This is a genomic window from Pseudoalteromonas luteoviolacea CPMOR-1, assembly GCF_001625685.1.
GTDB lineage: Bacteria > Pseudomonadota > Gammaproteobacteria > Enterobacterales > Alteromonadaceae > Pseudoalteromonas > Pseudoalteromonas luteoviolacea_K.
In genome coordinates this window covers 1-26,353 of the sequence record NZ_AUYC01000084.1, presented here as the reverse complement: position 1 = coordinate 26,353, position 26,353 = coordinate 1, and the positions used below count along the sequence as shown (strand labels likewise).

The 26,353-nt window shown below is 42.9% G+C and carries 21 protein-coding genes; 5 read left to right on the top strand and 16 right to left on the bottom strand.

What is annotated here, in order from left to right:
* Nucleotides 1–134: 134 nt before the first annotated feature.
* Nucleotides 135–2,333 (bottom strand): EAL domain-containing protein, encoded by a 2,199-nt coding sequence (locus tag N473_RS23260; protein WP_063370030.1) that lies wholly within the window; start codon nt 2,331–2,333, stop codon nt 135–137.
* A gap of 182 nt (nt 2,334–2,515) precedes the next feature.
* Here N473_RS23260 and N473_RS23255 point away from each other — a divergent pair, with 182 nt between their 5' ends.
* Together N473_RS23255 and N473_RS23250 are read left to right on the top strand one after the other, a co-directional pair.
* Nucleotides 2,516–3,049, top strand: coding sequence for a hypothetical protein (locus tag N473_RS23255; RefSeq protein ID WP_063370029.1), 534 nt, complete (start codon nt 2,516–2,518; stop codon nt 3,047–3,049).
* Nucleotides 3,046–3,915 carry a TIGR03899 family protein gene (locus N473_RS23250; RefSeq protein ID WP_063370028.1) on the top strand — a complete coding sequence of 290 codons (870 nt, stop codon included), beginning with the start codon at nt 3,046–3,048 and terminating at the stop codon, nt 3,913–3,915. Before N473_RS23255 ends, N473_RS23250 begins: the two co-directional genes overlap by 4 nt.
* 79 nt (nt 3,916–3,994) lie before the next feature.
* Here N473_RS23250 and N473_RS23245 read toward each other — a convergent pair whose 3' ends face one another.
* From N473_RS23245 to N473_RS23200, 11 genes are all read right to left on the bottom strand, one after another.
* Complete coding sequence (locus N473_RS23245) at nt 3,995–4,756, bottom strand: TIGR04219 family outer membrane beta-barrel protein (protein ID WP_063370027.1); 762 nt, start codon at nt 4,754–4,756, stop codon at nt 3,995–3,997.
* Nucleotides 4,757–4,760: 4 nt separating this feature from the next.
* Entirely contained in the window at nt 4,761–5,747 is a 987-nt protein-coding gene (locus N473_RS23240) for a DUF2333 family protein (protein ID WP_063370026.1), read from the bottom strand.
* Between the two features lie 8 nt (nt 5,748–5,755).
* Nucleotides 5,756–6,274 carry a copper chaperone PCu(A)C gene (locus N473_RS23235; RefSeq protein WP_063370025.1) on the bottom strand — a complete coding sequence of 173 codons (519 nt, stop codon included), beginning with the start codon at nt 6,272–6,274 and terminating at the stop codon, nt 5,756–5,758.
* 107 nt (nt 6,275–6,381) lie between these two features.
* A complete protein-coding gene (locus N473_RS23230) occupies nt 6,382–6,705 on the bottom strand; it encodes a hypothetical protein (protein ID WP_063370024.1) in 324 nt (107 codons plus the stop codon).
* Between the two features lie 9 nt (nt 6,706–6,714).
* On the bottom strand, nt 6,715–6,915 hold the full coding sequence (locus N473_RS23225; protein WP_063370023.1) for a PspC domain-containing protein: 201 nt from the start codon (nt 6,913–6,915) through the stop codon (nt 6,715–6,717).
* A gap of 9 nt (nt 6,916–6,924) precedes the next feature.
* A complete protein-coding gene (locus N473_RS23220; protein ID WP_063370022.1) occupies nt 6,925–7,596 on the bottom strand; it encodes a PspA/IM30 family protein in 672 nt (223 codons plus the stop codon).
* Between the two features lie 171 nt (nt 7,597–7,767).
* A complete protein-coding gene (gene dusA / locus N473_RS23215) occupies nt 7,768–8,781 on the bottom strand; it encodes a tRNA dihydrouridine(20/20a) synthase DusA (protein ID WP_063370021.1) in 1,014 nt (337 codons plus the stop codon).
* Nucleotides 8,782–9,069: 288 nt separating this feature from the next.
* A complete protein-coding gene (locus tag N473_RS23210; protein ID WP_063370020.1) occupies nt 9,070–9,624 on the bottom strand; it encodes a hypothetical protein in 555 nt (184 codons plus the stop codon).
* A gap of 36 nt (nt 9,625–9,660) precedes the next feature.
* A complete protein-coding gene (locus N473_RS26405) occupies nt 9,661–9,804 on the bottom strand; it encodes a hypothetical protein (RefSeq protein WP_155735724.1) in 144 nt (47 codons plus the stop codon).
* 368 nt (nt 9,805–10,172) lie between these two features.
* The gene (galE, locus tag N473_RS23205) at nt 10,173–11,192 is read right to left on the bottom strand and encodes a UDP-glucose 4-epimerase GalE (protein ID WP_063370019.1); all 1,020 of its coding nucleotides are present in this window, start codon (nt 11,190–11,192) and stop codon (nt 10,173–10,175) included.
* 63 nt (nt 11,193–11,255) lie between these two features.
* A complete protein-coding gene (locus tag N473_RS23200; RefSeq protein WP_081221403.1) occupies nt 11,256–12,110 on the bottom strand; it encodes a hypothetical protein in 855 nt (284 codons plus the stop codon).
* A 287-nt stretch (nt 12,111–12,397) separates the two neighbouring features.
* Between N473_RS23200 and N473_RS23195 the strand changes: the two genes are divergently transcribed.
* The 3 genes from N473_RS23195 to yjjG all read left to right on the top strand — a co-directional run bounded on the left by N473_RS23195 (nt 12,398) and on the right by yjjG (nt 14,564).
* Nucleotides 12,398–13,297, top strand: a complete 900-nt coding sequence (locus N473_RS23195) for a phosphoribulokinase (protein WP_063370017.1) — start codon at nt 12,398–12,400, stop codon at nt 13,295–13,297.
* A gap of 62 nt (nt 13,298–13,359) precedes the next feature.
* Nucleotides 13,360–13,893 (top strand): inosine/xanthosine triphosphatase, encoded by a 534-nt coding sequence (yjjX, locus tag N473_RS23190; RefSeq protein ID WP_063370016.1) that lies wholly within the window; start codon nt 13,360–13,362, stop codon nt 13,891–13,893.
* Nucleotides 13,890–14,564, top strand: a complete 675-nt coding sequence (gene yjjG / locus N473_RS23185; RefSeq protein WP_063370015.1) for a pyrimidine 5'-nucleotidase — start codon at nt 13,890–13,892, stop codon at nt 14,562–14,564. Before yjjX ends, yjjG begins: the two co-directional genes overlap by 4 nt.
* Before the next feature lie 15 nt (nt 14,565–14,579).
* On the opposite strand, the gene rlmB is transcribed toward yjjG, so the two are convergent.
* The 4 genes from rlmB to N473_RS23165 all read right to left on the bottom strand — a co-directional run.
* Complete coding sequence (rlmB, locus tag N473_RS23180; RefSeq protein WP_063370014.1) at nt 14,580–15,317, bottom strand: 23S rRNA (guanosine(2251)-2'-O)-methyltransferase RlmB; 738 nt, start codon at nt 15,315–15,317, stop codon at nt 14,580–14,582.
* A 2-nt stretch (nt 15,318–15,319) separates the two neighbouring features.
* Nucleotides 15,320–17,815 (bottom strand): ribonuclease R, encoded by a 2,496-nt coding sequence (gene rnr, locus N473_RS23175; protein WP_063370013.1) that lies wholly within the window; start codon nt 17,813–17,815, stop codon nt 15,320–15,322.
* A gap of 159 nt (nt 17,816–17,974) precedes the next feature.
* Complete coding sequence (locus N473_RS23170; protein ID WP_063370012.1) at nt 17,975–22,051, bottom strand: OmpA family protein; 4,077 nt, start codon at nt 22,049–22,051, stop codon at nt 17,975–17,977.
* Nucleotides 22,044–26,353 (bottom strand): SdrD B-like domain-containing protein (locus tag N473_RS23165; protein WP_155735723.1); only part of this gene is annotated, 4,310 nt, incomplete at its 5' end. The genes N473_RS23165 and N473_RS23170, both read right to left, overlap by 8 nt.

Sequence of the window (26,353 nt, the reverse complement as noted above, 5' to 3'; positions counted from 1 at the left end):
ATAAGATTCATATCTGAATAGAGTAATACATATTGTCAGTTTATCTGGTTTTATAGCCCGTATGTCATGCTTTGCTGCCAAGCACAATGATGCGTTTTAGATAAGCAGATTGAATATTACGCTGCCAACTTGGCTCACTGAGCGCTATCACTGGCGCCTAAAAACTTCAAGAGCTCGTCTTTAGGCATAGGCTTTGCCAACAAGAAACCCTGTACTTCGTCACACCCAAGCTTTTTGAGCACATCTGCTTGCTCTTGTGTTTCGACTCCTTCAGCAATGGTTTTTAATCCAAGATGTCGACCTAACGAGATAACAAGTTCAGCGATCGCACCACTATCAGAGTCAGGGATCCCCTTCACAAATGCTCTATCGATTTTCAATCGCGCCAGCGGTAATTGCTGTAAATAACTTAATGACGAAAAGCCAGTGCCGAAGTCATCAATTGCTACTTCCACGCCAAATGTTTTGAGCTCTCCCAGTGTTTCAATCACGGTTTTTATTTCATCCATCACCACACTTTCTGTTACTTCCAGTTCGATTTTCTCTGGTGAAACTTGGTGGCTGACAATGGTGCTTTTTACTTGCTCAGCATAGTCACTCACCTTAAATTGAGGGACTGATACGTTAACAGCAACACTAATATCTATATTTTGTGCACTCAACTGCTGTTGTAATTTACACGCTTGCTCTAGCACCCACTGCCCAATATCAACAATTAAACCTGAATCTTCAGCAAGTGGGACAAAAATCCCAGGCGAAATATAGTCACCATTTCCGGAAGGCCAGCGCAGTAAAGCCTCACAACCAATCACTTGATTCGTCTCTAAACTAAATTGAGGCTGATACCATATTTCTAATTTATTCAATTCAAAGTCTTGTCGAAGCTGTCTTATAAGCCCCAGCCGCCAAGCCATTTTCTCTTCTAAATCTGGTGTATACCAATCTAAAACCTTATTGGCTTGCTTTGCTTGGTTCAACGCAATATAGGCCAGCTTTAACGTCTCCAACCCCAAATGATGAAAGTCTATTTGACGACAAACGCCAATATGAAAATGCATCGTCAAGACATGCTCACCAACTTGGTAGGGTACCGTAATCGTATCGATAAAATTTTGTTCATCAAATATTTGGCTAGGGAGTAATAAGCCAAACACATCAGCACCAATTCGTGACAGTAGCTGACTTTGAGGGAACTCAATACATAGCCGCTCTTTGACTGCCAACAACAACAAATTACCGACTTCTTGGCCCAGCCCATTATTTATATCTGAAAACTGTGCGATATCGAGCAGAACAAATACGAGGTTATCGTTACCTGGCTGATAATACTGAGCAATTAAATCAACGAAGTTGGCGCGATTCGGCAGGCGCGTCAATGTATCTTTGTAAGCAACATCTCGCAATTCGTTAATCAGTTTAATATTATCGACACCAACACCCACGTTTGTTAGAAAAATTTCTGCAAACTGGAGTTGTGATGGCGTAGGTGGGGTTTCTATTTCTACAAAAATTGCAGCTTTACGGCTTTTGCCTTTCAGTAAAAAGGTAATGTCGTGATCAGTGTGTTGATGCACCTCTCTGTCGAAGCAATTCTGAACTTGCATGATCACTCGGCCATTATCTAGCTGCTCGAGCCCCTGACCGATAAATTCATCAAAATGCTCTGTGCCTCCAAAGATAATCACCCGAGAACCATTACTTACCCCCGCAACCAAACCACTGCTATGTGCACCAATGATTTTCGCCAATTGTAACACCACAGCTTTACCGAATGAGACCATGTCTGTATGGCCCAAAATGGCTTGAGATGCATCTAAGATATTTGCTAATGCAATGCTTTGCTGCTCTAGTTCGCAAATCTGTTGATATGATCGAATCGCAGTCATCAATGAAGTGACGAGCTTACCGCGAGTAAGCTCTGTTTTCATTTTATAATCATTGATGTCATATTCACGTATGACTTTTTCTTCTGGTGCATACCCAGGCTGACCAGTACGCAAAATAATACGTACCGCATGGTTACCGATCTCTTCTCGAACCTGTTTTACTACATTTAAACCTGCATCATCACTTTCCATTACTACGTCTAGTAACAAGACGCATACTTCAGGTTGGTTTTTCAGAGACTCAACGGCTTCTTTACCAGAGTATGCATGGTGAAAACGCAAGGTTTTCCCCCAAAACTCAACACCAGACAATGCGAGCTTAGTCACAGAGTGTATTTCCGGATCATCGTCCACAACCAGTACATCCCAAAACCCCGTTTCACTTTCCTGGGTATCATGGGAAACTTCTTGATCTGCAAACAGAAAATCTTCTTGCTCAGACGCCATCATCCACCTTATGCTTAATCACATCAATTCTGCAAGAGCAGCTTTCTCTATGGTTCATCTTATAAAATATGATAGGTTTTTACTATCGTGTTCTACATTCATTAACACCCAAGTAATATTATAGACGATGTTCAAATACTTGCGCTCAGTAAAGGCGTAAATAAAACGTCAAAGGAGCTCAAGTGCAACTATTTCAAACAACTTTAAAAGTGATTATTTTTAGTGTGCTTGTTTGCCTGCTTACCGTCAATATATTACCTACAACCTATCGTCTTACTGTCTCTGCCCCCATTTCGAACCCGGGTCCAACTACGTCAGAGTTTCTACTTTCCACAAGTAGCTGGGTAAAAGCAGTTAGCGTTTTAGAATCGAGTAAAATACAGCTCATCACTATGCAGAATGCGGAAAAAGTAGGGGGATTCGTTGCCTTCAATCACTCAGGAGGCAGGGTCGATGCGACATTGGTTGAAAAAAAATCTCATGAACTGCAATACCATCTCCGTTTTCATGAAGAGCATCAGGCTAGAATGCGGATTCATCTATATCCAGCAACACAGCACCTCACAATAGTTGTTCAAGGGGAAGTACTGTCACCGCTTATCGGTAGCTTAAATGCCCTATTGACCAAACATTATTTAGAAAAAATAATACAAACAGCTGTCAATGAAATGAATTCCCAACTCCAACTACAAACAATGGGACAATCCGAAACATGACCATAAAAAGTGCCCAAGCAAGATCCAGCTTAGCTTTGCTCATAGAGGAAAAGCTTGGCTATGCCATGACGAAACAAATTAAACCAGTACAAGCAAATGGACGTTATACCCAGAATAACGCCCAGCAAAATAATTTTTTTGTCAGTAGTCAGCATGGCACGTTAAAACGGGCACTCAAGCGACAACAATTAAAAAAGATACAGCGACAACAGAATATTGAGGCTGTGATGGGGATGTCCTTAACCTTATGCCCTGACGTCACCAGCCGAGGACGTCCAGATCCAGACTGGTTAGAGCACTTTATCTCTCTCGCAGAAGACATTGCCAATCACACAATGCAAAAGCTATGGGCCAAAATTCTAGTCGGAGAGTCTATCGCCCCAGGTACATTTTCCATTAAGAGTTTGCAAACTTTAAAACTCATGACGCAACGTGAAGCAGAAGCCCTACAAAAATGCGCGTCACTTTGCGGATACCTAGAAAAAGAAGATAGCTATCTCATTATTCTAGGCTTCTATAAAAAACCCTCAATTCTAGATTTGCTGCGCAAGGGAAGTACCGAAACGATCAACTTGGCACAGGCAGGACTGAGCTTTCCACATATTTTGACGCTCATGGACATTAACTTAATGTACCGTCAAGAAATAGAATCAGCCAACTTGCAAAAAGGACAGTCGCTCACATTAATATATCAAAATAAAAAAGTGAACTTTGAAGCAAAAAGCAATGACCTCGTACTCAGCTATTATAAATTGACACAAACAGGAGACGAGCTGAAAAAACTGATCAATACGCCAGTCAATAAAACCTACCGGCAGCTGCTCAGTAAAACTTTGGAAGACGAATTTACCCTAACCTTTGAATAGTGTGGGTCTATAAAAAGCCCACTGACAATACGTAATCATCAGTGGGCTGTTCAGTCATTATCAATGAATCACTGTGCGCTTAGAAATGCACCTGTAAGCCAGCAAATGGGCCTGAAGCATCAATATCTGAGTCAAAGTCATCAATATCATCTAATTCAAGCACTAAAGAGCGGTAACCTGCTCTCACAGCAACATCCACAGCTAAATTGTCAATAAACTCCCAGGCGATACCAACTTGATAGTCTTGGATTTTGCTGTCATCAATAGCCAGTAAACTTCCCTCAGCAAACACGCTTAATCCAGTCAAAGGCAAACCGACTTCAGCTCTTAAATAACCAAGTGGCACAAAACCAGAAAAATCAACGGTTTCGGTTACTTGAGTACCATTCACATCACCAGTCACGACAACATCTGCATCAAACTGCTTAGCATTAATACCGAAGTCAAAAGACACGAGATCGTTGTCAAATAACTCATAGTAAAAAATATAATCGATGTGGTTTAAGTCTGCGACTGTATTGGCTGTCGTACCAACCGTGAAGTTGCTGTCACCGAACTCAAAAGTGTCAGTCAGCGTTGTGCTACCTACCAACTCAAGCTCAGTGTATTTCAGCTTAACATTTGGTACGAGCGGGACTGGGTGCTCAAGCGCGGCATAGAAACTAGAAAAAGTTTCATCTTCAAAATCAAACGTTTGAAGGTTGCCTTTTTCTGCAAAGCTGCCTTCAGGATCATTACTCCACCCTTCGGCTCCTAAGTACAAACCTAATAAAGTATCAGCATGTGCTGCAGGTGTAAGGCAAGCCAAAGACAACGCTGCCGCTAAACAATACTTTTTCATTTTTTTATCCTTGCGCTAAAAGTTCACTGAGTTCAATTAGAGCTGCATTCGCTCTAGATATATAATTTGCCATCACCAATGAGTGATTTGCCACAACACCGAAACCGCTTCCATTTAAAATTATAGGGCTCCACACCGTTTCCTGTGTGGCTTCTAGTTCCCTGATAATTTGCTGCAAGCTAATTTTGGCATTTTTCTTTTCCAGTACATCAGAAAAATCATGCTCTACTGCTTTTAAAAAGTGCAGTAATGCCCATGTCGCACCACGGGACTCATAAAATACATCATCGATTTTCCACCATGATGTTTTCACTACAGACTGTTGCATACCCGCGGTTGCCTGTGCTGCAGAGGCATCTCCGGCTAAATCCGTATTGATCCGCTCTTGACCCACGCTCGCACTAAGGCGCTGACTCAAACTTCCCATCCGCTTCTCAGCTTCTTTTAGCCAGCCTCTTAAATTATCAGCTCGTGCATAAAACTGACTGTCTACCTGTGCCTGACTCGCTATTTGAGTCTGATATTCAAGTAAATAGCTAATACCTGCTTGATATTCACTCTCAGCGCTCGGTAGTATCCAAGCGGTTGAACTAATATTAAATTTAGGCTGTGCTTTTTTTAAACTAGGGTGCTCTGTCGACTGTGATTGTGAACGGCTAAAATCTTTTCGCATAGATAAAGCCAAATCTCGAGACATTTCTAGTGCGCCAAACTCCCACGCCGGCATATTGTCCATTAATACGCTTGGAGGCAACACATCGTTGGATAAGTAGCCACCTGGCTTATTCAACAAAGTTTGCATCACTTCAACTAACGTATTTGTGGTCACATAACCGGTTACAAGCGAGGCACTTTGTTCACCAGCACGCATTTTTGCACGTTCCACAACATCGAATTGTTCTGGTTCAAAGCTCCAATACACTGCCAGTAAATATCCTAATCCAACAAAGCTTAGCAGTGCGGCAATTACCTTGCCTTTGTATTCTTTCATCCTAGCTCCTAATGATGATGATGGTGTGACTCATTAGAAAATGTATCTTTTAATGAAACAACTTTAATCGTATTTTCTACTCTCTCACCATCAGAGAAATATAGTGTGAGTTTGCGAGTTTCGCCTACTTTTAACTTAACTTTCGGATCAAACCCCATCAAATGATGACCGCCTGGTTTAAATTCAATTCGCTGCTGAGCAGGCACAACAAGTGATTTAACCGGTCTCATTTTCATCATGCCATTACTGTGGATATGCTCATGAATTTCAACACGCCCCAAGCCCTCGACTTGAGCGCTTACAATTGTGATTGGCTTATCTGTGCTGTTAAAAATCGTCATGTAACCAGCTGTAGATTTAGCAGCTGGCAGAAAAGCTCGGATCTTCGCATCACTCACCTGAAGAGCTGCTGAATCTGATACAGCCTGATGATGCTGGTGATGATCATGGCTATCATGTTGATGATTATGTGCCATTCCAAACCAAGACACTGACAAAAGAGAAACAAATGCAAAAGCTTTGCGCATAGCTGGATTCCTTTAATTCTGATTTCAACAGTATTAGATACGTTGATTATACAGCGCTTGAGCACTGAATTCACAGTAAATTATGTAAACATCAGCTCGAAATACACTCAGCACTCAGGCGCTTTTTCAAAAACCAACCAGGCAAGTACAAGTAACATAAATAGTGGAATTGCGATCATGACCGAGTTAAATAAGACTGCCAATACTAGCCCAATGAGCACAACCAACCCGACCCCCAGTATTCCAACACTGAGTAACGCCACAATCGCAAAACCACCAATCATTACCAGTAAAAAGCCAAATAGCTCTAAACCAACCCAACCTAACCCGTCGAATATGCCCGACAAGCTCAAGGACGTAAAAGGCATAGATAACCAAGAAAATAACAGCACAACTAGTATTGAAAATAATAATAAAGTTATTGATTTCATAACTATACCTTATTTTTTATTTGTCAAACACAGCCAGCCTATGACATAGCCGATAATACATGGCCAAGTAAATTTTAGTGCCAATAACACCATCAATAACCGAACTACCCACACAGGCAAATCCACTTTTTGAGCGACTTGGCAACACACCCCAGCAATTTTTTTCTGCCCAGAATATTGCTGAGTATTTTTATATCTATCTGAAAACATATTACACTCCTAAATTGATGGACGATTATTTGCAGGCTCTGGTGTCACCTTACTTTTTAGCGACTGTAGCATGGCTGCGACTTTTTCATTTTTGATTAACTTATTCAACTCCCTCAGCGCTTTATCTGATTGACTACCAACAGCCAAGCTTGCCTGAGATTCTGTTTGCGCTAACTTTCTTTCCCATTCGCTAATATGCATTGTTAAATTTTGCATTACGGGCGTGCTTAAAGCTTGTTTCAATTTTAACCTTGATCGTAAGCACTCCTCTTTCAACGTTTGGCTCTGAGAACTACTCGGCTGGCGAGCTTGTAAAATCGCATAATCACTTTCAAGTTTATAGAGCGTATGCGACAGTTTTTCGATATGCGAATGCATCACAGTAAGCCGAGTCTGACATCCATATCTTTCCTGTAGCGCTGCCCTAGCTAAATCTTCGCGACCTTTTGTTAATGCATACTGTGCTTTTTCATACCACTGGACGATTGTTTGCTCACAATCGAAAGCTTGCCCACGGGTTGTCACAATTTCCGCTTTTAACTGTGCAATAAGTGCCTGAGTGGCTGACGCGGCCTCGATACCAGTTGACGTACCATCATAGGTATCAGACTGTGTTGATTTCCCTAGTAAGGTATTAAATTCTGATTTTATTAAATCTTCGATGCGATCAATTAAAGCCATAACATGTTCCTTGATAACATATGATGACTTACGAGTTCCAATCTTTATGCCAAGTAACAAAGTGCATACTTATCATAAACTTAGGGGATAAATGTCTGCGTTTGAAATGATGAAAGGTTCAAATTGTAGTTAAAATGACCAAAAAGTTGCCTTTTTGGTCATATCCATTTTCTATACTTCAGGTACGAATGTCAGCGCTTTTTCCATCACACTAATATCCGCATCTTTCTTGTGTCCATTTTCAGATAAGTGACGTCTGAAGCCACGTGCTCCAGGCTGATTTTGGAATATCCCCAACATATGACGTGCGATATGCCAGAAGTTAGCACCGCGCGACATTTCTTGTTCGAAATAGTCATACATGCTACGCACAACTTCATGACGAGTTTGCGTAAAAGGTGCGTCTCCATATAACTTTTCATCAATTTGAGACAATAAAAATGGATTGCTATATGCTTCTCGCCCAACCATCACACCATCTAAATGTGCCAAATGATGCTGGCATTCTTCCAGAGTTTTAACGCCACCGTTAATACTGATGTGTAAACCGGCATAATCTTGCTTTAACTTATACACTCTCGGGTAATCTAAAGGTGGAATTTCTCGGTTTTCTTTTGGACTCAAACCCTGCAACCAAGCTTTTCGGGCGTGGATAATAAAATCATCACAACCAACCTGATGAGATGCCTCTATTAAAGCAGTCAAAAACTCATAAGAGTCCTGCTCATCGATACCAATACGTGTTTTAACTGTGACTGGGATAGACACCTCAGCTTTCATCGCAGCAACACACTCAGCCACAAGGTTTGGCTCAGCCATCAAGCAAGCACCGAATCGGCCGTTTTGAACTCTGTCCGAAGGACAGCCAACATTTAAATTCACTTCATTATAGCCATACTCTTGCGCGCGCTTAGCGCACTCAGCTAAGGCTTTTGGATCAGAACCACCTAGCTGCAGTGCAACTGGCATTTCATGGTCGCCGAATGCTAAATAATCACCTTTACCATAAATGATGGCCCCCGTGGTGATCATTTCCGTATAAAGAACAGCGTGTTTACTCAGCTTACGATGAAATGTTCGACAATGCCTATCAGTCCAATCTAACATAGGTGCAACGGAGAAGCGGCGAAACGCCGAATCGCTTGTATTTAGTGGGCTAACGCCTGATTTATCTGAGTTTTGCATACAACCTCAATCCGCCTCAACCCCCTTGAATTTGACTGAATCAAGCACTACAGTCACCCTGTAGCCACCCTTCTCGGGTAGGACAAATCAATATCTTAGGGATTAGAAATGGCATCGCTTAGAATTGAAAAACGAAAATTAAAATCTGGCGAAGCACGCTACAAACGCATAGTTCGCGAGAAATCCAAGGGCGTAATTATACACAACGAAAGTAAAACTTTCAGTAAAAAGGGAAACAGCTATGAGGCGATGCAATTGTATAGCGACCCCTTAGGTTTTAAGCTATGGTTATATGCGGTGTTTTCGGGAGTTAAGTACAAGCTTGATCGGATATATCACTAAGACAACCAATGTTGCTAAATTACAAAGTGAAACACCAGTAGTGTAAATGATATAAAAATCGTTAAAGTCAAAATAGCCGCGAGCAATAAACTGCGTAAAATGTAGTGTAGCAGCAAAAATCACAATACCTGCGCATTGTTTTGCACAGTTAGAAAAAGTGCAGTCTCTAATTTTATGAAAAAGGTAGAGAGAAATTATTAATAAAGCTGCATGAACTATCAATGAAAAATAGAACAATCGTCTAAGCGCCATTTTCTCCATGGGTATATTCAGCACCACTTCAGTAACTCTTGCACCAATAAAATAAAATATGAGGACACAAAACGCAGTCAGGAAACACGAGTGTAGTTCATTATCTTCTTGTGTCTTTAAGCTATTTTTCCCACCAAAAAATAAACTAAACTTATGCTCCCAAAATTTTGCTATCAAAAAGAAGACGACTAGTAGCTCAAAACCTATGAATACAAAGTCCAGGCTAACTAAAAACTCATCCAATGTCATATCTTAAGTGACTCCTTCCAAACAGTGTTGTAAAGCCTAGTTATTAGGTACAAACACCAAAGGCTGAATACGCATTGCTTGAGGTGGTTGTCGGCTAGAATGACCTCCAGTGCCACCAGCATTGACATAACTAGCTGCAGAATTAGACAAAACTTTTAAATTTTTCTTTTTTACTTTCATAATGCAAAACCCTTTTTAATTACTTTATCTGAACAAAATAAGTAGACACTGACATACTAACTCAAACACTTTTTATGTAATTATTAATACCCCTATATACATTAACTAATTATTACGCTGAATTAAACGAATCTTTTCACAAATAATGACAGATATCTGTTTACCCTTTGTTCATTTGTAACATGAAAGTGCAACCCATTGGGATCACCAATACCTCACGATTTAAGTAGCCACAACTCAAACGTTGATAGTAAATATAATTAGCTATCATAAAACTGTAATTTATCGCGCACTATAAAAGAAGCTATCTAAATTTTTAAGAACGTATTTTTTACCGTATAAATTGACCAAGCAGCGGCTTATGTAACTTATGACTGTATATAACCCTCAGGATTATTTTTCTGCCAATTCCATGAATCACTCATCATCTCACTTAAACCTTTTTGTGCAGTCCAGGCAAGCTCTTCACGTGCTTTTTCCGGCGCAGCATAACACGCCGAAATATCTCCAGCGCGGCGCGGCTTTATGACATAAGGAATGGATTGATTCGATGCGGATTCAAACGCCTTAACCATATCAAGCACAGAGTAACCATTACCTGTACCTAAATTATACACATGTACCCCATTGTGACTTTCCAGCTTACTAAGAGACTTTAAATGACCGATAGCAAGATCGACAACGTGAATATAATCCCTTACTCCTGTACCATCATGCGTATCGTAATCGTTACCAAAAACCCCTAGCGTTTCTAACTTACCTACCGCCACCTGTGTAATGTAAGGCAGCAAATTGTTTGGGATACCATTCGGGTCTTCACCAATTAAACCTGATTCATGTGCACCAACAGGATTAAAGTAACGTAATATAGCAAACGCCCATCTCTGATCTGAATTTGCAACATCCTGTAGCACCATTTCTGCCATGAGCTTTGAGGTACCATATGGATTAGTAGTACCACCAACGGGGAAATCTTCTCGAATAGGGAGGCTTTGAGGGTCACCATACACAGTAGCAGATGAGCTAAACACCAGTTTAAAGACATTTGCATGCCTCATGGCATCGAGCAAAGTTAAGGTGCCTTGAACGTTAGTTTGGTAGTACTCAATCGGCTTTTGAACTGACTCACCCACAGCCTTTAGACCCGCAAAATGGATGACTTGGTCAATATTATGTTTTGAGAATACAGAATCTAAAAAGTCTCGATCTAGGATATCCCCTTCATAAAAAGTAACATCTTTACCCGTAATCTCCTTCACACGACTTAATGCTACTACAGATGAATTCACGAGATTATCTACGATCACGACCTCATCACCGTGGTTGAGTAACTCAACAACAGTATGCGATCCAATATATCCCGCACCACCTGTAACTAAAACCACCATATATGCCCCACCTAAAAAATATCATTTGCGCTTACTGCTTTGCGAATAGCGAGTATAAAGCGTTTAACGCTCACAAACAAAAGCCAAAACTCCATCATAATAGCTTAGTCTGGTGATATCAGTATCACAATAATCTTGTAAATTGCGCCACAACTTTACGGATTTAGGTGCATCAATATTTCTTATAAAAATTTTATTATCGATAGCATAGGCTAAATTACTGCCATCAAACCAAGTATAATCACGAACACTACTTGGCAATCTGAAATGCTTTTTCACTCCCCCTGTAGAGCTCGAATAGGTGGCAAACCACTGCTGGCCATTGACCGAATATGTGAAGCTATAAATGTCTCTATTCGCATTATAAGCTAAGCTACGACCTATATCTTTAGCGACTACTTTAGGTAGATGACCTGACAAATTAGTAAACTGCAATGAGTGTGGTTCACCGAGAATAAATAAGATCACATCCTCATTCCCTCCCCATGCGTGATAACCCACTGGTTTTATATGCTCAAATATACGTGATGGTGGCTGAGATTTATCTTCGGGATAAAACCACAGCCTTTGCTCTCCTGATTGCTCTACCACTATGGTTGATATGCCTTTTTTATGTGGGAAAATCGTCGGTGAGTACTCTGACTCCGGCGTATTGGTCAAATTAGTATGTGATTTATCATCAAATCGGTATAAAAATAAATCAGTTTGAGATTGTCCATCGGCCATTACTTCTTTGGTATAGTAAACCCCCTTCTCAGTGATCAAGGGTTGATTATGATAGGCATCTTTATCAGTAAGTGGTTGCACGGAAAATCCATTCTCTCCTTCTTGTGCTAACCATAGTTGGCTTTTGGGCATTGCTGCGTGTGCATGTGTGATAAAGCAACACACCACCAGATGAATTATGGCTCTATACATTATGATTCCTTTTTATTTTTGATCTTACCCAGTACACACCTCAAAAACCAATAAAATCTCACAATTAAATACACACACCATATATGAAAAATAACCTATCCTCGCAAAGCGCTTGCGAAATTTTCGTCTTTCAGTAACATCAAATTAAAGTTCCAGTGATGATGACAGCGAATCTGTTGTGCTTCACACGACTTAAAGCAGAAGCGCGATTGGTGCGCAACAATACTCGGCGAACAAGGCTTTGATAAGTTACGCCGCGATTAGATTCCGTTTTTACTGAGGTTATCATGTCACAACAACACCCAATCATTGCGATTACAGGCAGTTCGGGCGCTGGAACCACCACTACAACCAATGCAATAAAACATATTTTTCGCAGCCTAGATGCTAAAGCCGCACTGGTAGAAGGAGACAGTTTTCATCGCTACACGCGTCCTGAAATGGACAAACTCAAACGAGAAGCTTTGCAAGAGGGCAAACATTTAAGTTACTTCGGTCAGCAAGCCAATGACTTTGCAGCCTTAGAAGAGTTATTTGCCAGTTATGGTAAAACAGGAAACGGTAGAATACGTAAGTACTTACATACCTTTGATGATGCTGTGCCCTATAACCAATTACCGGGGACATTTACACCCTATCAAGATTTAGAAAACAATACCGATATGCTGTTTTATGAGGGCTTACATGGTGGTGTAGTCACTGAAGAACATAATGTGGCCAAACATGTTGATTTGCTTATTGGCATGGTACCAATCATTAACCTAGAGTGGATCCAAAAGCTCATAAGAGACACACATGAACGCGGTCACTCACGAGAAGCGGTAATGACTTCCATCGTGCGGAGTATGGATGATTATATCAACCATATCACGCCTCAATTCTCTCGTACTCATATTAACTTCCAAAGAGTACCCACAGTAGATACATCTAACCCGTTCAGCGCAAAAGATATTCCTTCACTTGATGAAAGCTTTGTGGTGATCCGTTTTCGCGGTATTGATGATGTGAACTTCCCTTATTACCTGCAAATGATAGAGGGCAGCTTTATGTCGCGGGTCAATACCTTAGTTGTCCCTGGTGGTAAGATGGGTTTGGCGATGGAATTGGTGTTAACACCACTTATTAAAGATTTGCTCATCAAAAAACGTGCCTATGAAAATTTAGCCCCCACAGAGCTTAATATTTAAATTTGCCTTATTTCACTTTCCCTCAGTAAACTAACCACTCAAAATTGAGGGATATGAAATAAATGATGCTCAAAATACTTGTAGGTTCTAAAAATCCTGTAAAGATAAACGCCGCAAAAACGATTTTTCAGAAATATTATCCAGAAACAGAGATCGTCTGCGAAGGTCTCCATGCACCCAGTGGAGTGCCAGACCAACCGCTTGGCGAGTTAGATACGCGTTTAGGTGCTCAAAATCGGGTTGATTATCTTAAAGCACATCATGATGCAGATTTTTACTGCGCGATGGAAGGCGGTGCAGCTAGGTTCGACTACGGTGCGGCCACATTTGCATTTGTCGTCATTGCTGATAAGCAACAAACCAGCATCAACAGAAGCTGCAACCTGCCCCTCCCTGACAAAATATATTCGGCTTTAGAGCAAGGTGAAGAGCTTGGACATGTTATGGATCGCGTATTCAACACCACCAATATAAAACAAAAAGGTGGCGCGATAGGCCTGCTTACGAATAACCTTGCCACCAGAGAAAGTTCATATACACAAGCACTCACTTTAGCCATGGCACCGTTTATTCATTCAGAGTTATATAGTTCATGAAGTACTCACATATCATTTTTGATGCCGATGAAACGCTATTTCATTTTGATGCTTTTCTTGGTCTGCAAACCTTATTCAAACAACATGGTGTCACGTTCGACCGACAAGACTACGATGAGTATCAAACCCTCAATGCGCCACTTTGGGTGCAGTATCAAGATGGAAAAATTGATGCACAAACATTGCAAGTGACGCGCTTCAATGCATGGGCTTCCAAATTATCTGTTTCGCCAGAGTCTTTGAATTTAGGTTTTTTAAACGCCATGGCGGATATATGCACCCCTTTGCCAGGCGCACAGTCACTGCTGTCAGCGCTCAACCCTGCTGCTTCGTTGAATATCATCACCAATGGATTTACTGCGCTACAAGAAAAGCGCTTACATAAAACAGGGTTTAAACACTTTTTTGATCATGTGGTGATTTCTGAGCAAGTGGGCGTCGCTAAACCGGATCCTCAAGTCTTTGAGCACACATTAGCGCTGTTAGGTAACCCAAGCAAAGAGCGGGTTTTGATGGTGGGAGATACACCCAAGAGTGACATATTAGGTGCTAATCGATTCGGTATTGATAGTTGCTGGTTACAGCATGAAGGACAAACCTGCCCAGAGGATATAACGCCAACTTATCAAGTCAGTCATTTATCAGAATTAGAGGCGCTACTGGTGAAGTAGCCCTCCAAGTATTGCTTACAAACTGCGTTGGCGCAGTACTTCAAACAAGCAAACACCGGTTGCAACCGACACATTCAAGCTCGATACGGTACCAACCATCGGGATTTTTACCAATAAATCACAGTGCTCTCTGGTTAGACGACGCATACCATCGCCCTCAGCACCCATCACAATCGCAATTGGGCCTTTTAAATCTGAAGTGAAAACCTCACTGTCAGTTTCACCAGCAGTACCTACTACCCAAACCCCCGCTTCTTTAATGTCACGAAGTGTTCTGGCAAGGTTAGTCACCTGAATAAGCGGTACTGTCTCCGCGGCACCACACGCCACTTTACGTGCCGTACCATTGAGTTTTGCAGACTTGTCTTTTGGTACAATCACCGCGTGTACACCTGCCGCATCAGCACTACGTAAGCAAGCACCTAAGTTATGCGGATCAGTCACGCCATCTAGTACCAAGAAAAATGGCGCGGCGTTAGCATCAATGATCCCTTGCAGGTCATTTTCATTCAGTGTACGCGGCGCTTTAACATTGGCAATAATGCCTTGGTGTTGCTCGCCTTTCGCCTTGTTATCTAGGGCTTTTCGCTGCATAAACTGCACCGAGATACCAAATTTACGTGCTTCATTAACCACTGCACTCAAGCGCTTATCATCGCGCCCTTTTAGTGCGTATATCTCCAAAAAACGCTCTGGCTCTTTGGCTAAAATGGCTTCAATAGAGTGAAAGCCAAAAATTAATTCATTACTCAAAACTATGCTCCAGCACTATTTTTTTGTCTCTTGCGGGCATTTTTACCCGGCCTTTTTGCCTTGGTGGCTTTTTTTCCTGTACTCTTTTTAGCGGTTTTTTTATTTCCTGATGCGTCCGCTTTTTTGCCTTTTTTCAACACTCCTTTCGGAGTTGTTTTTTTGCGCTTTTTGGCTTTTTTAGCGCTTTTTTCTGACGAGTCATCATGCTTATCTGACTTACCATTTGGGATCTTGCCTGCCTTCAGCTGAGCACGAACGCTACTTTTGGCAGCATCACCACCACTCGGCTTTGACTTTTTACGACGTCGCGCGTAGCGATCTGGTTCAGCTTCATCTGCCAGCACCAAATTGATGCGTCGCTCATCCAAGCTCACTGATGCCACAACAACGCTTAGCTTGTCACCTAAACGATAAACCGTTTTGCTATGCTCTCCCACTAAACAGTGCTTTGCACCGTCAAAATGGAAATATTCATGGCCTAAATTGCTCACATGGATCATGCCGTCAATTTGCAACTCATCAAGGCGAACAAATAAACCAAAGTTCGTGACTGACGAAATCACGCCTGAAAACTCACTGCCAACATGGTCTTGCATAAACTCACATTTGAGCCAATCAGCTACTTCCCGTGTTGCATCATCAGCGCGACGTTCAGTCATAGAGCACTGCTCACCTAACTGGTCAGCTTCATCAGCATCATATACATAAGCACCAGATACGGTTTGCCCCTGCGCCGCCAAGATCCCTTTGATCGCACGATGCACCACCAAGTCAGGGTAACGCCTGATAGGTGAAGTAAAGTGTGCATACGCTTTCAATGCCAATCCGTAGTGCCCGATGTTGTCTGGTTGATACACCGCTTGCTTCATGGAACGAAGTAACATGGTTTGGATCAACTCTGTTTCAGGACGCTGACCCAATGATGCAAGTGCTTCTGTCAGCTCAAGTGGGGTCGGCTCATGACCAATTGGGCTCTCTATGCCCAAATCATTCAAAAACTGTCTAAAGTGACTCAGCTTTTCAGGATCTGGCTCATCGTGGACACGATACAAACTACTCGCATCATGCTTTTCAAGTAGCCTCGCTGCAGAGACATTGGCCAAGATCATGCACTCTTCGATCAGTTTATGTGCATCGTTTCGAACCACGGGCACAATTGATTCAATTTTACGATATGCATTAAATACAAAACGCGTTTCCAGTGTTTCAAACTCTATCGCACCACGGGTTTGGCGCGCTGATTTAAGCGCCATATACATATTATGTAGTTCAGTGAGATGTGGGGTAACCTCTGCATACTCTTCACGCAGTTTTTCATCACCTTGTAAGATCGCATGTACCTTTGTGTAGGTTAGTCGTGCATGGGAATTCATCACCGCTTCGTAAAAACGATATCCAGACAACTTCCCGGCTTCAGAAACGGTCATCTCAGCGACCATACATAACCTGTCTACTTTTGGATTCAGTGAACATAAGCCATTAGACAATACCTTAGGTAGCATAGGCACTACTTGCTCAGGGAAATACACTGAGTTACCACGCTCAATCGCTTCTTTATCTAACGGACTATTTTTTTCAACGTAGTGAGAGACATCGGCAATGGCGACCCAAAGTCGCCACCCACCTGAACGCTTGCGCTCACAGTGTACCGCATCATCAAAATCTCGCGCATCTTCACCATCAATGGTTAATAGCGGTAAATTACGTAGATCAATACGCCCTTGCTTGTCTTTTTCAGCCACAAACTCACCGTGTTTGCTGACTTGATCTTCAACAGCTTGAGGCCACACATGCGGAATATCATGGTTGCGCAGTGCCACTTCTATTTCCATGCCCGGCGCCATATGGTCGCCAATGACATCCGTAACTTTACCAACGGCATTCATTTGCTTGCTTGGGCGCTGAGTAATTTCAACCTGCACCATTTGGTTATGGCGCGCCCCTTTTTCCCCGCCCGGCAAAATTACAATATCTTGAGTTAAACGCGGATCTTCAGGCACAACCACCGCCATACCGTGCTCAACAAAATAACGTCCTATGATAGGGGCACGTTCAGACTCCAAGACACGTACGATGCGCGCTTCAACTTTACCACCAGAGCCGCGACTTGCCGCCTTAGCCAGTACCCAATCTCCGTGTAAGACACGATCCATTTGATGCTTGGTGATGAACCAATCTTTTTTCTCACCTTCCACTTCCAAGAAACCAAACCCATCACGATGACCGATGACTTTGCCTTTCACTAGACCGTCATCACAAGGGATCACGTAGCATTTAAACTTATTAAAGTGCAGCTGCCCATCGCGCTCCATAGCGCGAAGGCGGCGCTTAAACGCAATTTGGCGCTCTTCCTCAAACACATTAAGTGCTTGGCATAATTGGCTAAAGCTAGTCTTTTTATTACTGGTTTTTATTTTTTCCAGTATAAATTCACGGCTTGGAACTGGGTTATCGTATTTTTCTTGTTCTCGAGAGAGATAAGGATCCTGCTTTGACATGCATAAACTGTGTAAAGGAGTTATAGCTATATTCTAACGCAAAACATACTAATGGCCTAACCAAACAACTTAAGACAACCATAATTTAATGTTCTAAGAGGAGTTCCAACAAGCCAATTTAATGTCAAGTTGGAACTCAGGGAGAGTGAGGTTCACTATTTAAAATTTACCCACCAGGTTGATAAACCAACCTTTTGAATCATAATCTAGGTCCGTTAAATCATCTGAAAAGTCAGTAAAGTTATAACCGACTCCGACTTTCATGTGCTCTCCAACATGGCGATGCAGCGCAAATAGGGCGCCCGAACGGCGGTCTTCTGCTAAGTCAACACTCAAAGCGCGCCACTCAAGTGTGGCATCCCATTGATGCATCAAATGATAGTCAGCACGCAATACAGCTAATGTGGCTGCTGAATCAATCCACTGACCCGTGTCACGCCCCATTCTCAGTTCACCTTGTCTTTGTGCCAGTTTGGTGCCGATGCGCCAGCGCGGTGTCAGTTGATAATTAATATCTAATGCCCACACGCGACTTCGTTGCTGTGGCGTGTTATCAAGGCCAATACCACTAAGCTGTGATGCAGGCGCTAAGTCTTCAAGATACGTAAAGCTTGCCATACCAGACCAAGGGCTCGCTTCAATAGGTCGATATGCCACACCAAATTGTGCTTCGGTGAAATCACTATTGAGCGCACCTGCAGGCTCGCTGTCAGATAAAGAACTGTCACTTTGCGCCCAATCTAAACGCAGCTGCGCTCGCCAATCTTCGTTGAATTTGGCGTGAATATTTTGCCTTGCCAACCAAGACGCTCTAGTTTCCGTACTATTACTATCCTCTCGGTACTCCAGTGCGCTGCGCCACTGCCATGTGTCGGTTTGATAGCCAAGCGACAAGGTGGTGACATCACGGTCAATCAAATCAGTATCACTTTCAAGCTCGCCTTGCTCAAAACCAAGACCTGCTTGCCAGCCAACTAAAAAGTCATGTTCAATGCCATAGGCATGGGTTAAACCCGTTTGTCGACTATCTTGTTGCCAGATTTGCTCTGCGTAGACGCTGGTTGAAGAGTTAAATCGATGTCTTGAGCCTGTTACCCAGTTTTTTTGCTGGCCAGTTGAAAAGAGCTCTCCACCATCAGGGTCAACCCTGTACTCAACGTATACATTACTACCTTCTTTATATTGCCAATCGACACCCAACTTGCCTGCTTCTCCAAGATTACCGTGAGATATTTCAGAGTTGACAGTCAATGTCTCAGTCAGTTTTGCCTCTGCGCCAATGCCAACGCGGTTGTTTGCTAGTCGGTCTTGCTCTCTCGTAAGCGTGCCTTGCAGATAAACATAAGGCTGCCACTTATCACTGCCGTCGTAATCAAGCTGTACGATCGCATCAATGCGCTCGCCATCATCAAGTTGGCGCATTTGAGCCTGCTCTTTTTGCTCTGTCAGATTTTCTTTATTGTCTTGACGCACAGCGCTGCTAATTTGCCAATCGTCATTTAGTTGATAAACATACCCTAATTCAGCAGCCTGCCTGCGTTGTTGTTGCTCTGCTTTTTGTTCATCCACTTTGAGCTGAATGGCATGATCGTCTTCAATTTGCCACTGCCAAAATATACCAACCGCGTGGCTATCAACTTGGCTGATTTGGCCTGTAGAGTTAAACCCAGATTCAAGTTGTTGCCAATAAAACTGACCATGCCCTTGTTCATCAATCCCGATATCAGAAAATGCAAATGCCGTTTCAACTCTTTGCCCCACTGCTGATTGACCTATTTCACCCGATTGTTGTCGCTCAAAGTCAATGCCACCAGTAAACGAGTTCAGCGTATTGCCAATACCTTCTGTTTGCGCTATCTCAACTTTTACGTATGCGCTATCGCTCTTGCGATACATGGCATCTAACGCAATCAATTGATCGTTAAACAGGTCTTGTTCTTGATGATTCAGTGTAGTACCCACTTGAATCGTATCGCTCAGCCAATGACTCAAACGTGCACCATACGTCAAATTGTCTAACCCATTTATCCCCGGTGTATACTCATATTGCGCCACTAAATAAACGGGATTGCTATCTAAGCTTGCGGTACGCACCAATAAGTCATCTTGCTGGAACGAAGACAGCGGTCTATTGAGTAATATTCGCCCTTGCAGTGCGTCTATGTCATAGTCTTGACCAGCAACCAGGCCACGTCTGACTAACACTAAACCCGTAATTTTATCACGCACCTCAACAGCTATTTGCTCAGATCCCTGAACAATATCTTGGTTTTGAAGATAATAAAGAGAGCCACCTGTGGAGCGATGAGATTCATAAGCACCTAGCGTTTCAGCTTCTGCTGCATAGAAATGAACTTGGGATTGATTATCACCAGCAGAAGTCAGCTCATCTGTGATGTATTGCAGTTGCAAACCATACAAACCGCGCTCAACACGCGCCAACTCAGTATCATTGAATGACGTGTTAAAATTACCCCATAACACATGAGATTTTGACTTCTCGACTTTTAGATACATCTTGCCATTGGTTGGTGCTTCATCAATGACGGTTGAGTCATCGCCATATTCCGTTGGATGCTGCTCCTCTTCAAGACGTCGAAATAAGCTTTTTGGATCTTTTTCATGTAAGCCCGAGAGCAACTTATTCACCCCCTGCTCCTGCGTGTCTATTCTCGCAGTCACCTTGTATTCGTCTTGCCATTTACCGGTGATATAACCACTTAATCGGCCTTCGGCAAACACATTACCGTCTTTGTTGTGATCAGCACTGAGTAATTCAACTGGACCATTGTGGCTGTTTTGACCTATGGTTAAATCGGCCATTGCCACATAAAACCAGTCGCTCTTTGGCAATGCTAAATCCCGATGGATTAAGCGCCCTTCTCCTTGCTCATTTAATACGGCGACTTCTGCGCGATGAAAACCGCTATGAACAATTTCTTGATGTACAAATTTACGCTCGCGATTCACCGCCACCACTCGGCCCAAGAAATACACACGGTGATTGCTCGGCACTTGCTCACCATACAAGGTCAAAGCACCGCCTGAAATTTTGATATTTTGCTTAGCAAGCATTGATTTACCGTAGCCCGCCATTAAATACCCATCGAGCTTACTATTATCCACCGCATAGCGAGGTTTGAAATCAGCTTGAGCAAGGCTTGTTTCATCAAAGCGGCCTTGCTTATTGTACACTCTTAAGCGGTATTTCAAGCTCATACCCAACATATTGCCCGGTAATCGCCAGCGGCCGGTTAATCCAGCATCTAACGCCACCTTTGCCAATACTTTGTCACTGTGTGGCGCGAGGATCTGCACTTCAGCGTAATCAAAAAAGCTCTGATAATTACTGTAACCTTTTAGATGTAGCATCAAGGTATTACCAGATTTAGTCAGCGCATGTTGCACATTCAATTTAGGCAATACATTTAGAGGGTCATATTTTAGTTGCAGTGCAAAACGTTCTAAGTTGATATCAGCACAGCGTTGCTCGTCGGCATTATTAGTTGCATCTTCATCCATAAAGGCTTGACCATCTATGGTGATATTGAGCGGCCCTTGATGAGATGTACTGTCGCCGCATAATTTATAGCGCTGCGGCGGTGCTATCACTTGTGTATCTTTTACCGTGCGCGTTTCTGTATAAACTGCAATGACTTCAACTCGGCGATTTCTAGCCATACCAGCTAATGTCGCATTACTTGCTACCGGCTCGCGACTGGAACGACCTTCGGTTGTTGTCGCAGAAGATGTGAGATTAAGCTGCTGCCGGAAATAATCCGCCACAATGTTAGCTCTATGCTCAGACAAACCCTGATTGGTTTTATAAATCCTACGCGCATTGGCGCTCAAACCTTGCGAATCTGCATGGCCAATAAAGTGCAGCTTAATATCTTGCTTGCCTTGCAAAAAGCCAATAATGCGGTCCATTTCAAGCTTAGTGGTGCCAGTTAAAAAGTGCTTACCAGAAACAAAACGGATCGCAGAGTCTTTCACGAATTGAGCTGACTTATCATCTTTTACTGTTCGCTCTATTTCGACGGTTTTTGCCTTGGGCTCTTCCAACCCATTAAATACAAAATGCTTTTGCACTATTACCCGCTCAGTATTACCAGCCGCAGACGTCCCTTTGCTGTCCTTAACAGCGTCGACAAAGGCATAACTCATTGAGGGCAAAGAAGCATACGCCGCTGCACACAATAACGAAATTTTGCTTAGCAAGAATCGATTAGTCATCGCTTCCTCCTAACTGCTGGTGGGCTGGTAAAGCTGGAATAAAAAATGGGATCATTTCCGTTTCAATAGTGATTGGAAGCTCGCGCTCTGCCACTTGTGTTTGTAGCCAATCAAGTAGCAATTGAGATTTACGCTCCGCTTCTGTGGTTTGTTCTAATTCAGATTGTTGATACGCGATGCGGATCACTGTCGGTGTTTTATCTAGTGCACCCATTAGTTGCGTTAGACGAGACAAGTACTCAGGCATAACTGACTCACCGTCAAATAACTCAGCGGTTATCTCAATGCGCGCTACTTTATGGATACTGGCTGCAAAGTCAAGTTGTTGTGATTTACCACGGGTTAAGCGCACCACTCGTGGATTTTCACTCACTACACGATAGCCTGAAGGTAAGCTACGCTCGTCCAGTTTCACGATAAAGTTACCGCCGCGAATTGCATGTGGAATGTCTGCACATGCAAGATGATAGCGACCATGTTGATCCGTGGTGATCCAAAGACCTTGCGCCGTAGCAAGACGAATGGCTGGCAGTCCAGGCTCTCCCTGATCTTGCATGCCGTTACGGTTGTGATCATCAAAGACTTTACCCATCAGGTCGCTACAATCGAAAATAGGATCTGGCACAACTTTCACTGCAGCTTCGCCAATATTTGAGATACGGTTACCCACACCGTTTTGGTATAAGCCCCCGACAAACTCTACCCAGGCTTGGTTAATGTATTTGCCTTCACTGACACCGGCACCAACAACGACGATCAATTCGATCATCATCGACTGCTCTGGTTGTAAGGCGTTCACATCCCAACGTAATTGTCTACCTTGTTGCTGTGGCTCAATCGCTTGACCGTCCACTTTAGCGCTACCTGCAACATATTTCAGGCCCGCAGGCAGTTGATCAATAAAGGCAAGAGGACTAAGTACCGTATCTGACTGGTTAGTCACCTTAATGCGATAAGGCACTAGCTCACCTATCACCACATCTTGCTTGAGTGCTTGCTTACTCACATGAACAAGATCATCTCCAAAGGCATCTAACGGGATGTGGTTATTTACAACATTGCCTGATGGTAATTTAGGCTCAATGTAAAAACTCTGATAGTACTGTGTCGTATGCATATCTTGCAGTACTTGATCTGAGTGGTTCGCACACTGGGTTGCGATATGCTCAGGTGCATCAAGCGTTGGCACAGTCTCTTCAGCAAAAATGGTAATTGGTAGCTCATGTGCACCCACTCTGAGTGTATTCGCACATACCGGTAGTCGCTTAGAGCCGCCACTTTGATACCCATTTGGCTCAGTAACATGAAGCTCATATACTCCAGCAGGCGCTTGTGCAAATAGCAAGAATTGATAGTATCCGTCATCGCTGGTGGTTTGCTCGACATTCGCTGAGCCACCCACTAAGTGCAGATCAGGCTCAAAACCATTTGGACCTGTGATCTTAATTTTTGCACCTTTTATAGGCTGTCTCAGTTCTGAATCGTAGATCACGCCCGATGGGTCTACAGGCAGAGATTGGTTCTCCACTTGCTCACCTGCACTGACGCGTAAATTTAAGATTGTGCCTTTTTCAGTGCTTGCCTCAGGATCGTCTGATACAGGTAGACCGTAGATCACGCCACCTTGAGGGTGTCTAAATCGCACTTCATAAGTACCAACAGGTAAGCCATAGAAAGTATATTGACCGTTAGCATCTGACTCAATCGCTGCCAATGGCTCCGCATCTAATGGATTGCCCTCTCCTGTCATTGGATCCGGTAACAACTCGACGATCCAGCCACTTTGTCCATTACTGTCGTCTTTTTCACGGTTGTGGTTTTTATCTAACCAGACCAAGCCGGAAATACTGGCCGGATCCATCAATTGTTCACCGAAGTTGTATGAATGTGCTTTTGTGACATGGCGTTCAATTAAGATCCCGGAGATCTGATCATCGCCAAGCACACCACCAATGTTACCTGCGCTGTCTAACCCATCTTGGGTATTTTCAGGCTGATATTCAGTGACCGTAAATCCATCTGCGCCGCTAAGTGGCAAATCTTCAAACTCATACCGTCCATAAGCATCAGTTAAGATATCACGGTTAACAGGCTGCCCATCAAGATCAGCACCCGTGATGGTCAATCTAACGTTACTCAAACCCATCTCATAGGTGTCTTGAACACCATCATCATTTAGGTCGACATATACACGACCCGCAAGATCACTTCCGCGCTCTGCAAAGTTATATCCTGTTGCATGTTGATCTAGTGCAATTGAAATCTCCGAGAACTGATCTTCACCAACTTCACCGCCCGCATTACCCAGTTGCTCTTTACCATCTAACCAAGCACTTGGCTGTTGTTGATAGATTTGATACATGCCCGGATATAAATAATCAAAGGTATATAAGCCTTGCTCATCAGACACCACTGTGCGATCGACGGCAATACCATCTAATGTGGTGCCTGTTAAATTAACTTGAACGCCAGCAATTCTCAGGGTCTCACCTTCTTCCAGTAAACCGTTTTCATCTGCATCGACCCAAACTTCACCAGAGATAGAAGCCGTTGGTAATTCAGCAAAATCATAATTTGAATACTGTTTAATCTCTAAAACGGTACCAACAAAAATGCTATCTGACCCTTTGGTATTCGCAATCACTTCACCATTAGCTGACTCTTTACCATCTAAATAAGCGGATGGTTGAGCTACCTGTGTTAGGGTATAACCTTGCTCATTACTTGGTGGTAATTCAGTAAAAGTATAAATACCTTGCTCATTAGTCAGCGTAGTCAACGCTACGTCATGGCCTTGATAATCAATACCTGTTAAGTGAATTTCACTCCCTGCGATCACGATGTCAGATGCATCTAGTTCAATTGTTTGTGGGAATAAACCCGAGTCCGTTTTGTCTACAAACACTCGGCCACTGATTGCAATACCAAAGCCCTCTGTGAAGTTCAAATTGACCAACTCCGCACCTTGTGCGAGCACTAACTTATTCAGTACATCTAATTGCTCAGAGCCCTCTACTTGAACACCATTTTGGTAATCAAAGCTATCTGCATAATTTGCAGGCTGTACTTGCGTTAGCTGGTAGCCTTGTTCACTACTTTGCGGCAATTGCGTAAACTCAAATCGACCATCTTGATCAGTCAATGTTTTATAAGCAATCTCCTCACCCAAACGACTGCTACCGGTTAATTTAATTTCAACATGTGCAATGGCATCATCGCTTTGATCTAATAGACCATCAGTATTTCTATCAACAAAAACAGCACCGGCAATACGGCCCATATACAATTCAGCAAAGTGCAAATTTTCAACCTGTTCACTCGTAGTTAAAACAACCGAAAACACATCATTAGTATTTGAAGACACGATCACGCCATCACGCGACTCAAGACCATCATTAAATTGGGTAGGCTGAACTTGCGTTATCTCATAGCCTGCATCATCACTTGCGACTAAATTAGTAAATGAAAACTCCCCTTTTTGATTTGTCAGTGTTTCGATAGATACAAGATCACCCATCGCTGACTTACCTGCCAACTTAATCGTTACACCAGCTAATCCAGCTTCTTGTAAATCAAACAAACCACTGTTGTTTGAATCAATAAAGACGCTGCCCGATACTTTTGCATCAGCGTAGAGTTGTTCAGTGAAGATAAGATCAGCAGCAACGCTTTCACCCAATACCAGTTTGATCTCACTGTTTGAACCAAATTGATCTGGGTTTGCACCTTGGTAATCTTGCCCTTCAAGGTAATCCGTTGTGCCTTGTGTGATGGTATAACCCGCCGCATTAGACTTGCGAAGACCCTTAAAGTTAAACGCACCATTTGCATCCGTTGTGGTGGTTAAGTTCACCGCTTCACCGTAAAGGTCTTGGCCCGTGAGTGTGATCTCAATGCTGGCTAATACAAAATCGTTGCCATTGTTTGTGCCATCTTGGTTGATGTCCACAAACACACGACCTGAGATAGATTTATCGCCCGCATTTAATTGTTCAGTAAAGATCACTTCAGGCACTGTCGATTCTTCTTGAGTTAGCGCTAACCGCACTTCACTTTTTGATCCAAACTGATCTGATATGGCACCTAAATAATCCAATCCTTCTAGGTAGTCAGTTATACCCTGTACGATGGTGTAACCTGCCGCATTAGACTTGCGAAACCCTGTAAAGTTGAACGCACCGTTTGCGTCCGTTGTCGTGCTTAAGTTCACCGCTTCACCGTAAAGATCCTGGCCCGTTAGCGTGATCTCAATACCTGCAAGCGCAAAGTCATTGCCGTTGCTTGTACCATCTTGGTTGATGT